Source organism: Streptococcus sanguinis, assembly GCF_050234405.1.
Classification (GTDB): Bacteria; Bacillota; Bacilli; order Lactobacillales; family Streptococcaceae; genus Streptococcus; species Streptococcus sanguinis_W.
Genome location: NZ_CP092117.1, coordinates 411,411 through 424,233 on the forward strand (window position 1 = coordinate 411,411; position 12,823 = coordinate 424,233).

11 protein-coding genes are annotated in these 12,823 nt (G+C 45.4%); 9 read left to right on the top strand and 2 right to left on the bottom strand.

Annotation, left to right across the window (positions count from 1 at the left end):
- Nucleotides 1-72: 72 nt before the first annotated feature.
- Nucleotides 73-813 (bottom strand): amino acid ABC transporter ATP-binding protein, encoded by a 741-nt coding sequence (locus tag MFP28_RS02100; RefSeq protein ID WP_002908066.1) that lies wholly within the window; start codon nucleotides 811-813, stop codon nucleotides 73-75.
- Nucleotides 810-2,375 (bottom strand): ABC transporter substrate-binding protein/permease, encoded by a 1,566-nt coding sequence (locus tag MFP28_RS02105; protein WP_002908067.1) that lies wholly within the window; start codon nucleotides 2,373-2,375, stop codon nucleotides 810-812. Before MFP28_RS02105 ends, MFP28_RS02100 begins: the two co-directional genes overlap by 4 nt.
- 131 nt (nucleotides 2,376-2,506) lie before the next feature.
- Between MFP28_RS02105 and MFP28_RS02110 the strand changes: the two genes are divergently transcribed.
- The 9 genes from MFP28_RS02110 to sufB all read left to right on the top strand — a co-directional run bounded on the left by MFP28_RS02110 (nucleotide 2,507) and on the right by sufB (nucleotide 12,759).
- The gene (locus MFP28_RS02110; protein ID WP_002908068.1) at nucleotides 2,507-4,402 is read left to right on the top strand and encodes a DUF2207 domain-containing protein; all 1,896 of its coding nucleotides are present in this window, start codon (nucleotides 2,507-2,509) and stop codon (nucleotides 4,400-4,402) included.
- 139 nt (nucleotides 4,403-4,541) lie between these two features.
- On the top strand, nucleotides 4,542-5,384 hold the full coding sequence (locus MFP28_RS02115) for an undecaprenyl-diphosphate phosphatase (RefSeq protein ID WP_002908069.1): 843 nt from the start codon (nucleotides 4,542-4,544) through the stop codon (nucleotides 5,382-5,384).
- A gap of 174 nt (nucleotides 5,385-5,558) precedes the next feature.
- Complete coding sequence (gene mecA, locus MFP28_RS02120) at nucleotides 5,559-6,311, top strand: adaptor protein MecA (protein WP_002908070.1); 753 nt, start codon at nucleotides 5,559-5,561, stop codon at nucleotides 6,309-6,311.
- The gene (locus MFP28_RS02125; protein ID WP_002908072.1) at nucleotides 6,302-7,468 is read left to right on the top strand and encodes a glycosyltransferase family 4 protein; all 1,167 of its coding nucleotides are present in this window, start codon (nucleotides 6,302-6,304) and stop codon (nucleotides 7,466-7,468) included. Before mecA ends, MFP28_RS02125 begins: the two co-directional genes overlap by 10 nt.
- An 89-nt stretch (nucleotides 7,469-7,557) precedes the next feature.
- Entirely contained in the window at nucleotides 7,558-8,328 is a 771-nt protein-coding gene (sufC, locus tag MFP28_RS02130) for a Fe-S cluster assembly ATPase SufC (RefSeq protein ID WP_002893635.1), read from the top strand.
- Between the two features lie 41 nt (nucleotides 8,329-8,369).
- The gene (gene sufD, locus MFP28_RS02135; protein ID WP_002908073.1) at nucleotides 8,370-9,632 is read left to right on the top strand and encodes a Fe-S cluster assembly protein SufD; all 1,263 of its coding nucleotides are present in this window, start codon (nucleotides 8,370-8,372) and stop codon (nucleotides 9,630-9,632) included.
- A gap of 40 nt (nucleotides 9,633-9,672) precedes the next feature.
- Entirely contained in the window at nucleotides 9,673-10,905 is a 1,233-nt protein-coding gene (locus tag MFP28_RS02140) for a cysteine desulfurase (protein ID WP_002908075.1), read from the top strand.
- A complete protein-coding gene (gene sufU, locus MFP28_RS02145) occupies nucleotides 10,892-11,329 on the top strand; it encodes a Fe-S cluster assembly sulfur transfer protein SufU (RefSeq protein ID WP_002908076.1) in 438 nt (145 codons plus the stop codon). The genes MFP28_RS02140 and sufU overlap by 14 nt, the downstream gene beginning before the upstream one ends.
- 17 nt (nucleotides 11,330-11,346) lie before the next feature.
- A complete protein-coding gene (gene sufB / locus MFP28_RS02150) occupies nucleotides 11,347-12,759 on the top strand; it encodes a Fe-S cluster assembly protein SufB (protein ID WP_002893631.1) in 1,413 nt (470 codons plus the stop codon).
- The last annotated feature ends 64 nt before the right edge of the window (nucleotides 12,760-12,823 follow it).

The following is a 12,823-nucleotide window of genomic DNA, read 5'->3' on the forward strand; positions in this document are numbered from 1 at the left end:
TATTGCTCATTAAATCAAAAAAGGAATCTGGACTTAGTTCCAGATTCCTTTTTGCTTTTGAAAATAAATAGTTTAGCTGAGGAAGCGCTGCAGGAATTCTTTTGTTCTTTCTTCTTTGGGATTGGTAAAGATATCCTGAGGGCTGCCAGCTTCAGCAATGACGCCCTTGTCCATAAAGATAACACGGCTGGAGACATCACGGGCAAATTCCATTTCGTGGGTCACGACAATCATTGTCAGCCCTTCTTGAGCCAGTTCTTTCATGATTTTCAGAACTTCACCGACCATTTCAGGGTCGAGGGCTGAAGTCGGCTCGTCAAAGAGGATGGCATCAGGATTCATGGAGAGGGCGCGGGCAATAGCGACCCGCTGCTTCTGACCGCCTGAGAGTTGCTTAGGCTTGGCCTGCCAGTATTGCTCGCCCATTCCAACTTTGTTGAGGTTTTCTTTGGCGACTTTCTCGGCTTCTGACCGTTCTTTTTTCAGGACGGTTGTCTGAGCGACGATGGTATTTTCTAGGACATTAAGATTTTCAAAGAGATTGAAAGACTGAAAGACCATGCCCAGTTTTTCACGGTAATGGGTCAGGTCGTAATTCTCGTCCAGGACATTCTTGCCGCGGTAGAAAATCTGTCCGCCAGTTGGTGTTTCCAGAAGGTTAATGGAGCGCAGGAAGGTTGACTTTCCGCTACCGGAACTGCCGATGATGGAAATCACTTCTCCTTTATGAACGGTGAGGGAGATGTCCTTGAGGACTTGGTTTTCACCGTAGGACTTTTTGAGGTTTTTAATTTCTAAAATGGTTTCTGTCATGATTTTACTTCTCCTGTCTGCATTTGATTGGCACCTGTCGTGTAGTTGTCTGTGTCGAAGCGTTTTTCAACATAGCGCAGGATGCGTGTTACGCTGAATGTCAGGATAAAGTAGATTACAGCGATGATGGTAAAGGTTTGGAAGTATTGGTAGGTTTGGGTAGCAATGGTATTTCCAGAGAAATAAAGCTCCACTACCGAGATAACGTTCAGCACAGATGTATCCTTGATATTGATGACAAATTCATTACCAGTTGCAGGCAGAATATTGCGGACGACCTGAGGCAGAACAATCTTGCGCATGGTCTGGCCGTGGGTCATACCCAGTGCTGTTGCGGCCTCGAATTGCCCCTTATCAACAGCAAAGATACCACCGCGGACAATCTCGCTCATATAAGCTCCGGTGTTGATAGAGACGATGAAAATAGCAGCGATAGTCCGGTCGATAGAAATTCCAAAAGCCTGAGCTGTTCCGTAGTAGATAACCATGGACTGAACAATCATGGGAGTTCCGCGGAAAATCTCAATATAGACATTTAAGAACCAGCCAAAGATTTTTTGCAGTGATGCTAGGAGTTTATTCTTAGAAGCTGGTGCTGTCCGATAAACGCCAATCAGCAGTCCGATGATGAGACCTGCGATGGTTCCTGTTATCGAAATAAGCAAGGTCAAACCAGCTCCGCGTAAAAATTGCGGCCAGTTTTCAGCCAGGATCTTAGCCACTTGACTGAAGAATGATTCATTCGTTGTTTCACTATCCGTATCAACAGGCTGTTTCTGAATCATCTCATCCATCAGCTTGACTTGATCATTGGTAGTAATCTTAGCGATTGCTGCATTGGCTTGCTCGATACGATTGTCATCCTTGCGCATACCAATGGCAATGGAAGCATCTTCTTCACCGACTTCAAAGCCTTTCTCAAATTGAATCATTTTGAAGTTGGAGTTGGCAGTCTCAGCAGTCAAGGCTTCTGGCCGCTCAGAGATATAGCCATCAATAACCCCGGATTCCAAGGCTTGTCGCATCTGGGCAAAATCGCCCATAGCTGTCTCTTTTTTGGCACCAGACAGTTGGTCAATGAGATTGTAGAGGTAAACTCCTTGCTGGGAAGTGATTTTGGCGTCTTTGAAGTCTTCTAGAGTCTTAGCGGATGCATATTTTCCATCTTTACGAACTAGGAGAACTGGCTCGCTGGTGTAGTAACTGTTGGAAAAGGCGATTTCCTTTTTCCGCTCGGCAGTTGGACTCATACCCGCAATAATCATGTCAATCTTTCCGGAGGTCAGAGCAGGAATTAAGCCATTCCAAGAAGTCTTGACAACCAGAGGTTCCTTGCCCATCTCTTGAGCAATTTTTTTGGCAATCTGCACATCGTATCCGTTGGCATATTGGTTGGTTCCTTCGATTTTTACAGCACCGTTGGAATCGTCATCCTGAGTCCAGTTGAAGGGAGCGTAGGCTGCCTCCATACCGATCCTCAGATAGTCATCGGCCTGAATAACATGGACCGTTCCTAAGGTGACCAGGAGGGCTGTAAATAAAGTGAGTAATAATTTCTTCATGGGTTTCTCCTGCTTATCTAATAATAGTTCTTCCTATTCTATCGAAAATTACCGTTCTTTTCAATCCTAGTAAGCCCTTACTTGATAAAAATGATATAATAGAACAAAATATCTGTAAAGAGAGGTTGAGTATGAAACGATATTTTTATCTCCTGTTAGTATTATTTTCCTGCCTTTGTTTTGGTCGGGTTGTCTCGGCTGTTGACTATGATATTGAATCCTATCAAGGCGATCTGGCCTTGCGTGAGGACAATACAGCTACCTACACAGAGAAAGTGACCTACAAGTTTAATGACGACTATAATGGTCAGATTGTTTCGCTGGGCTCTGCTGGAAAGATGCCTAATGGCTTTGCCATTGATGGGAATCCGACGGTCTCGGTTCTGACGAATGGTGAACCAGATATGGACATTAACCCCCAAGTCAAAGACTTGGGAGATGGCTATGAAGTCAAAATCTATAACTCCGGAAACGACGGTGACAGAGTTGTTGTCACTGTAACTTGGCAGCTGAGAAATCTCCTTTTTCTTCACAGGGATATTGCTGAGCTCAACTGGACTCCTATCAGCGACTGGGACCAGGGGATAGGAGAGGTCGTCTTGACAGTTTCTGGCTTGAGCAATCCAGATAAGAGCGAGCTCTTTGCTCATAGTGGCTACTTTGGCACCCAGCCTTTCGTGGATAAGGATGGCACTGACTATCTGGTCAAACTCAATGGAATTGGCTCGGGCGATAATGTCGAGCTCCACGGCTATTGGGATCGACAAGCGGTCTCTCTTGTGTCCCAGAATGAAGACGAGAGTAACTACTTGCCAACCTTTAAAGCTCAGGAAGAAAAGATTGCCCGCAAGACGGTCTTTTACCGGCAGCTAGGAGAGATTTATATGCCCTTGCTGCTCTTATGTGCCATCCTTGTAGCGGCTATTCTTTATTTTGTCTTTGCCCAGAAGATCAAGCCTAAGCAGTCTTATCCCAAGAATGCCCGTCTATACGAAGCTCCTCAGGACTTGGCTCCCCTTGTCTTGGCGGAAAATATTTACGCGGTAGACATGGAGGATGTCGACCCAACAAGGGGCGGCAAGGCAGCGCTGAACTTTGAAAACATGGTCCAGGCGACTTTGTTAGACTTGCTGGATAGGGGCAATCTCCTCCTGCAGGGAGATGCTGAAAATCCTGTTCTGCAAATAGCGACCTATGATGGGCTAGCGGACTTTGAGAGACGTTTTCTGGGCATGGCTTTCAACAAGCAATCCCAAGCCAGTGTGAAAGATCTATTTTCAGCCTATCAAATTTCAGAAGATATTTATAAGCACAAGTCTTCTGCGGATGAGTCCTATATCCGTAACATTGGTAGCAATATCAAGTCCTTATTTACTAACAGTTTGCGCTCCTTATCTAAAGAAGTGCGCTCTGAGGGCAAGCGTTTGGGTCTCTTTGGTCACTACCGGCCTCTTAAAGTTCAGGAAAAGAGATTACTGATTACTGCCATTATTCTAGTTAGTGCTGTTTTGTTGTTCTCTCTTGGAGTTTTGTTTGTCTATATGGCAGCTTTTGAAAGCCTTATCTGGATATATATTCCCTTAGCACTGGTGGGACTTGTTATGATTTGCATTTTTGCTAGTAAGGCACAACTTTATTGGCGAGATGGTGTCCTGAATGACGAAGGCGCGTATGATTACTATCTGTGGAGAAGTTTTTCCAATATGCTGCGAGATATTGCTCATCTGGACAATACAGAAATTGAAGGTATTATCCTTTGGAACCGTCTCTTGGTCTATGCGACCCTCTTTGGCTATGCAGATCGCGTCAGCCGTGTCATGGCTCTGCGTCAGATTCGCTTGCAAAATCCATCTATGGACAGCTATGTTCAGGCTAACTTGCACTATGCCTTCTATAGCAGTATGCACAGTTTCTCAAACTACGGCCATGTAGCGACCACAGCCAGCAATTTCTCTGTCTCTTCTGGCGGAAGTTCAGGTGGTGGGTTCTCCGGTGGCGGAGGCGGTGGAGGCGGTGGAGCTTTCTGATAGATAAGCTCCCTCCTAGCCAGAAAAGTCTTAGTACTGGCTTTTCCTAGCCTTGAAATTGTGATATAATAAAACCTAATACTCTTTGGGAATTTAATTGCGACTTTCCTTGAGTAGACCCTTGTTTCAGGAGTATTCTATGTTTATCATTGAAATTTTTATCTCTATTATTTACGGTATCATCGAAGGAATCACAGAATGGCTGCCGATTTCCAGTACAGGTCACCTGATTTTGATTCAAGATTTTATCCAGTATAAAAATCAAAGTCCAGCCTTTATGGAAATGTTTAATGTCGTTATCCAGCTGGGAGCTATTTTGGCGGTTGTTGTCATCTATTTTGACAAGCTCAACCCTTTTAAACCGGGCAAGTCAGCACGTCAGGTACAAAAGACCTGGCAGCTTTGGGCCAAGGTCGTCGTGGCAGCCTTGCCGGCTGCTGTTATCGGCTTATTCTTGGATGATTGGTTTGAAGCGCATTTCTACAATCTGGTCTCTGTATCAGTGATGCTGATTGTCTATGGGGCGGCTTTTATCTATCTGGAAAGGCGCGAGCATGAGGAGCCTGCTGTGACAGATTTAGCTTCTCTTCCTTACAAGACTGCCTTGCAAATTGGTCTCTTTCAGGTTCTAGCTCTCTTTCCTGGGACTAGCCGTTCTGGTGCCACCATTGTCGGTGGTCTCCTGAATGGTGTCAGTCGTTCTGTCGTGACAGAGTTCACTTTCTATCTGGGGATTCCTATTATGTTTGGTGCTAGTGGCTGGAAAATTCTCAAGTTTATCAAGAATGGGAACAGTCTAGGATTTGGGCAAATCTTCTTGCTCTTAGTTGCCATGGGAGTTGCCTTCGGTGTCAGTCTAGTCGTGATTCGTTTCCTGACAGACTACGTCAAAAAGCATGACTTTACTGCTTTTGGGAAATATCGGATTGGCCTAGGCGGTGTGCTTCTGGTTTATGCAGCAATCAAGGCCTTGATGGGATAAAAGAGGCAATTTTAAAGTTTCCCTGACTTTCTCATGTAGTGAAATAAGAAACTCTCGGAATTTTCTGAGAGTTTTTTCTTGCAACCTCCATTTTCAGACCAATCCTAGCTATTTTTTGAAATACGGGGGATTTTTTAGTATAATAGTAGGACTAGAAGTGTATGAGGTAGAGATATGGAAATGAAACAGATTAGTGATTCGACCATAAAAATCACGATTCAGCTGGAAGATTTGGAAGAGCGCGGCATGGAAATGGCTGATTTCTTGGTTCCCCAAGAAAAGACGGAAGAGTTTTTCTATACCATCTTAGATGAGTTGGAAATGCCGGATAATTTTTTGGATAGCGGTATGCTGAGTTTCCGTGTGACGCCTAAGCCAGATAAGGTGGATGTTTTTGTTACCAAGTCTAAGTTGGATAAGAATCTGAGTTTTGAGGATTTGGCAGATTTGCCAGACATGGATGAGCTGTCTCATATGTCCCCAGATGAATTCCTCAAGACATTGGAAAAGAGCATTTTTGAAAAGAGTAAGGAAGACATAGAAGCAGTCCAATCTTTGGAAACAGCCGAAGTAGAGGAAAGGGAGCGGCTTTCTCAGGAGTCGGCTGATGAGCAGTCGGCAGAAAATGCAGAACGCTATATTTACTACATCCTGCGTTTTGAAGATATTAAAGCTGCTGCGGCTTTTGCCCAGACGGTGGATTATAAGATTGACTTATCAGAACTTTATAAGTATGATTCAGTTTATTATTTGACGATTTTGGTAGACGTTGAGGGTTTCCCAGAGCGCTATCCAGCTTGGCTTTTGGCCAAGATGCGTGAATTCGCAGATGATTCAGATATTACTCGGGCGGTGCTTCAGGAGCACGGTCATCTGCTTTTGGTAACAGATGCGGTCTCTGGCCTGCAGAAGGTTGAATGCCTATGATTACTTTTCCTTTAAAGTTTATCTTGGTATTGCTGGGAACTTTTTTTATCGGGGTGATTCTGACACCCTTGGTTCGGCTCTTAGCCTTTAAGATTGGTGCGGTAGATTATCCCAATGCTCGCCGCATCAATAAAAAGCCCATGCCTAGCAGTGGCGGGCTGGCGATTGTAGCGGCCTTTTCTATCTCTACTCTGCTCTTGATGCCGCAGATTGTTGCTGTAGATTTTTTTGGACAGACCTATTTTGATTATGTTTGGCCGGTCGTTCTAGGTGGTTTGATTATTGCCTTTACAGGGCTGGTTGATGATATCAAAGAACTGTCGCCTCTGCTGAAAATGGGTGGGATTGTTCTGGCGGCCAGTCTAATCTGGTGGCTGACAGATTTCCGATTGGATGATTTTAAGCTTCCTTTTGGCGGACCTTTCCTGCATTTTGAGCCTTGGCTGTCCTATATTTTGACAGTGGTGTGGATTATTTCTATCACCAATGCAGTTAATTTGATTGACGGTCTGGATGGTCTGGTGAGTGGGGTGTCCATCATCTCGCTAGTGACGATGGGGATTGTTTCTTACTTCTTTTTGCCCCAGCACAATCTCTTTCTGACCTTGACTATTTTCGTCTTGGTCTTGTCAATTGCGGGCTTTTTCCCTTACAATTACCACCCAGCTATCATTTATCTTGGTGATACAGGGGCTCTCTTCATTGGTTTTATGATTGCTGTTCTGTCCTTGCAAGGATTGAAAAATGCGACGGCTGTTGCGGTGGTGACGCCTATGATTATCTTAGGAGTGCCGATTACGGATACTTTTCTGGCGATTATCCGCCGTACTCTATCTGGTCAGAAATTCTACACGCCTGACAAGCATCATCTTCATCACAGACTCTTATCCTTGGGATTGACTCATCGAGGAACAGTGTTGGTTATCTATGGGATTTCACTGGTTTTTGCCATGATTTCTCTCTTGTTGAATGTTTCCAGTCGAATTGGTGGCGTGCTCTTGATGATAGGCTTACTTCTGGGAGTTGAGCTCTTTGCTGAGTTGGTCGGAGTTTTGGGGCCTAATCGTACTCCTTTGCTCAATATTCTCCGCTTTATTGGCAACTCCTCCTACCGAGAGGAAGTTCGGCGGAAATGGCGTCAAAAGAGGAATAAATAAGAATAGCTCTAAACAAAATAAAAGCCTTTTGGGCTTTTTTTTGGTATACTAAAGTATGTAAATCAGCTAAGCAAAGAAAGGAAAAAGAAATGTCTGTCTTAGAAATAAAAGATCTTCATGTTGAAATTGAAGGGAAAAAAATTCTCAAAGGGGTGAATCTCACTCTGAAAACAGGAGAGGTTGCAGCAATTATGGGCCCGAATGGAACAGGGAAATCCACCTTGTCTGCAGCAATTATGGGCAATCCTAACTACGAAGTGACTCAAGGAGAGGTGCTTTTTGATGGAGTCAATATCTTAGAATTGGAAGTAGACGAGCGTGCTCGCATGGGACTCTTCCTTGCTATGCAGTACCCTAGTGAAATTCCTGGCATTACTAATGCAGAGTTTCTCCGTGCTGCTATGAATGCTGGCAAAGAAGACGAGGAAAAAATCTCCGTCCGTGACTTTATCATGAAGCTGGATGAAAAGATGGAACTGCTCAACATGAAAGAAGAAATGGCTGAGCGTTACCTTAATGAAGGTTTCTCCGGTGGTGAAAAGAAGCGCAATGAAATCCTGCAGTTGCTCATGCTTGAGCCGACTTTTGCACTCTTGGATGAGATTGACTCAGGTCTGGATATCGATGCTCTTAAGGTTGTGTCCAAAGGGGTTAATGCTATGCGCGGTGAAGGCTTTGGTGCTATGATTATCACCCACTACCAACGCCTGCTCAACTATATCACTCCAGATGTGGTTCATGTCATGATGGATGGTAAAGTCGTTCTTTCTGGCGGTCCAGAATTGGCAGTCCGCTTGGAGAAAGAAGGCTATGCTAAATTGGCTGAAGAGTTGGGCTTCACCTATACCGAAGAAGCCTAGTCAAACATTCTTTTGACTTTGATAAAAGATAGGAGAGTGACATGACTAAAGAATTAATTCGAGAATTTTCACAGCTACATGCAGAGCCAGACTGGCTCTTTCAACTGCGCCAGCAGGCCTTTGATAAAATTGACCAGTTAGAATTGCCGCGTATTGAGCGGGTTAAATTTCATCGCTGGAATCTGGGTGACGGCCGTATTTCAGAGAGCGAGCCGCTGACAAGTGTTCCAGACTTTACAGCTTTAGATGACAATCTCAAGCTTGTTCAGTTGGGAACTCAGACTGTTCTGGAGCAATTGCCGGCTGACCTGGCAGCGCAAGGTGTGATCTTCACAGATTTCCACTCTACTTTGGAAGAGATTCCAGAGCTAGTAGAGAAGCATTTTATGTCCGCGGTCAAGTATGACGAGGACAAATTGGCGGCTTATCACACTGCCTATTTCAACAGCGGTGCGGTTCTTTATGTGCCGGACAATGTTGAGATTGACCAGCCGATTGAAGGAATTTTTTATCAGGACAGTGAAAGCGATGTTCCTTTTAACAAGCATATTTTGATTATCGCGGGCAAGCATTCCAAGGTTAACTACTTGGAACGCTTGGAGACTTATGGTGAGGGCTCTGTTCCAGTAACAGCCAATATCACTGTTGAAGTTATTGCTCAGGCTGGAGCTCAGATTAAGTTTTCAGCTATTGATCGCTTGGGCGAAAATGTTACAGCTTATATCAGTCGTCGTGGCAAGCTGGATAATGATGCCATGATTGACTGGGCCATCGGCGTTATGAACGAAGGCAATGTTGTGGCTGACTTTGATAGCGACCTCTATGGCAAGGGTAGCCATGCGGATATGAAGGTGGTGGCTCTTTCCAGTGGCAAGCAGGTTCAGGGAATTGACACCCGCGTAACTAACTATGGCTGCAACTCTATCGGAAATATCCTGCAGCACGGGGTTATCCTAGAAAAAGGAACCCTGACCTTCAATGGTATCGGACATATTATCAAAGGTGCTAAGGGAGCAGATGCCCAGCAGGAAAGTCGGGTTCTCATGCTGTCTGATCAGGCGCGTTCAGATGCTAACCCCATCCTCTTGATTGATGAAAACGATGTGACAGCTGGTCACGCGGCTTCTATCGGTCAGGTTGATCCGGAGGATATGTATTACCTCATGAGTCGGGGTCTTGATAAGGCGACGGCTGAACGCTTGGTCGTGCGCGGCTTCTTAGGCTCAGTAATAGTAGAAATCCCTGTTAAGGAAGTCCGTGATGAAATGATTGAAAATATCGATATTATTCTCGCAAAAAGATAAAAAGCTGGGCCTTGTCCCCTGTAAGTAGATAGGAGTCTCCATGTCTGGATTTAATGCAGAAGCAATCAAGCAAGATTTTCCCATTTTGGACCAAGTTGTCAATGATGAGCCTTTGGTTTATTTGGACAATGCGGCGACAACCCAGAAACCCAAGCAGGTGCTGGCAGCTATTGAAAACTACTATCTTAGAGACAATGCCAATGTCCACCGCGGTGTGCATACGCTAGCCGAGCGGGCGACAGCGGCCCATGAAGCAGCCAGGGAAAGAGTTCGTTCTTTTATCAATGCGGCTTCTAGCAGAGAAGTCCTCTTTACGCGAGGAACCACGACAGGACTTAACTGGGTGGCTCAGTTTGCGGCTGAAAGGCTGCAACCTGGTGATGAAGTGATGATTTCGATCATGGAGCACCATTCCAATGTCATTCCTTGGCAGGAGGCTTGTAGAAAGACGGGAGCCAAGTTAGTCTATGTCTATCTCAAGGACGGTGCTCTAGATATGGAAGACTTCCGTGCCAAGCTCAACGAGCGGACCAAGTTTGTCTCTCTGGCTCATGCTTCTAACGTTCTTGGAGTTATCAATCCCATCAAGGAGATTGCCCAACTGGTTCATCAGCGAGAAGCATTTTTGGTGGTGGACGGGGCCCAATCCATTCCGCACATGAAGATTGATGTGCAGGATTTGAATGTAGACTTCTTCGCCTTTTCGGGACATAAGATGGCTGGGCCGACCGGTATCGGGGTTCTCTATGGCAAGGAAGAGCTGCTAGAGCAGATGTCGCCAGTCGAGTTCGGCGGCGAAATGATTGATTTCGTCTATGAGCAAGAAGCAACATGGAAGGAGCTTCCTTGGAAGTTTGAGGCTGGAACTCCAAATATGGCCGGAGCAATCGGTCTTGCAGCAGCCATTGATTATTTGGAAGATTTGGGTATGGATGCTATTGCTCAGCATGAGCAGGACCTGATTGCCTACGTATTTCCTAAGCTGCAGGCAGTGGAAGGTTTGACCATTTATGGCTCTCAGGATTTGGCCCAGCGATCAGGTGTGATTGCCTTTAACCTAGATGGTCTCCATCCGCATGATGTCGCGACGGCTCTGGACTACGAAGGAGTGGCTGTTCGGGCGGGTCACCATTGTGCCCAGCCCCTGCTCACCTATCTGCAGGTGCCAGCGAGTGTGCGAGCCAGCTTTTATATCTACAATACTTATGCGGATTGCGACAAGCTGGTAGATGCTTTAGAAAAGACAAAGGAGTTTTTCAATGGCACTTTCTAAGTTAGACAGTCTTTACAAGGCGGTTGTGACCGACCACTCGGCTCACCCCCATCACCATGGGAAACTGGAAGATGTGGAGCAGGTAGTCCTTAATAACCCAACCTGTGGTGATGTCATCAGCCTGTCTGTGAAGTTTAATGCGGAAGATAAGATTGAGGATATTGCCTTTGTGAATTCCGGCTGTACTATCTCAACGGCTTCGGCTAGTATGATGACGGATGCGGTTCTGGGTAAGACAAAAGAGCAGGCGCTGGAATTAGCAGAAGTTTTCTCGCAGATGGTTCAGGGCCAAGAAGACAGTCGCCAGAAAGAATTGGGAGATGGCGCCTTTTTAGCAGGCGTTGCCAAATTCCCGCAGCGGATTAAGTGTGCGACCTTGGGTTGGAATGCCCTCAAGCGAGCAATTGAAGAAGATAAAAAGTAAGAATGTGAAAGGAAATTATGTCAGAAGAAAGAGTAGAACCAAAACCGATTGATCTCGGAGAGTACAAGTTTGGTTTCCATGACGATGTTGAACCTGTCCTCTCGACAGGGAAAGGGCTGAATGAAGCGGTCATTCGTGAGCTTTCTGCAGCCAAGGATGAACCAGAATGGATGCTGGATTTCCGCCTCAAATCCTACGAGGCTTTCAAGAAGATGCCGATGCAGACTTGGGGACCGGATTTGTCGGAAATTAATTTTGATGACTTGATCTATTACCAAAAGGCCTCTGATAAACCTGCTAGAAGTTGGGATGAAGTGCCTGAGAAGATTAAGGAAACCTTTGAGAAGATTGGGATTCCAGAAGCAGAGCGGGCCTACCTGGCTGGTGCGGCTGCCCAGTATGAGTCCGAAGTGGTCTACCACAATATGAAGGAAGAGTTCCAAAAGCTAGGAATCGTCTTTACGGATACCGACTCAGCTCTCAAGGAATACCCAGAGCTCTTCAAGCAGTATTTTGCTAAGCTGGTCCCTCCAACAGATAACAAGCTAGCAGCTCTCAACTCCGCCGTCTGGTCTGGTGGTACCTTCATCTATGTGCCAAAAGGTGTCAAGGTAGATGTTCCCTTGCAGACTTATTTCCGGATTAACAATGAAAATTCTGGTCAATTTGAGCGGACTTTGATTATTGTCGATGAGGGCGCTAGCGTCCATTATGTTGAAGGATGTACAGCTCCGACGTACTCTAGTAATAGTCTACATGCAGCAATTGTCGAAATTTTTGCTCTTGATGGTGCCTATATGCGCTACACCACTATTCAAAACTGGTCTGATAATGTCTACAACCTCGTGACCAAGCGGGCGAGGGCTATGAAAGATGCAACGGTTGAGTGGATTGACGGGAACCTCGGTGCGAAAACGACTATGAAATATCCGTCTGTCTATCTGGATGGACCTGGAGCGCGAGGAACTATGCTTTCCATTGCCTTTGCCAATACCAATCAACACCAAGATACAGGGGCTAAGATGATTCACAATGCTCCTCATACCAGCTCATCTATCGTGTCCAAGTCTATTGCTAAGGGCGGAGGTAAGGTGGATTACCGCGGTCAAGTGACCTTTGGAAAGAATTCACAGAAATCCGTCAGCCATATTGAGTGTGATACGATTATCATGGATGATATTTCGGCATCAGATACCATTCCCTTTAATGAAATTCATAACTCTCAAGTAGCTCTAGAGCATGAGGCCAAGGTTTCTAAGATTTCAGAAGAGCAGCTCTACTATCTCATGAGCCGTGGCTTGTCCGAATCCGAAGCCACCGAAATGATTGTCATGGGCTTTGTTGAGCCTTTCACCAAAGAATTACCTATGGAATACGCTGTTGAGCTTAACCGCTTGATCAGCTATGAAATGGAAGGATCAGTTGGGTAAAAAGAGCTAATAGTGTTTGGTTGATTTTAGTAATGAAAGAAAACATTGGCTTATCTGGAGGTTA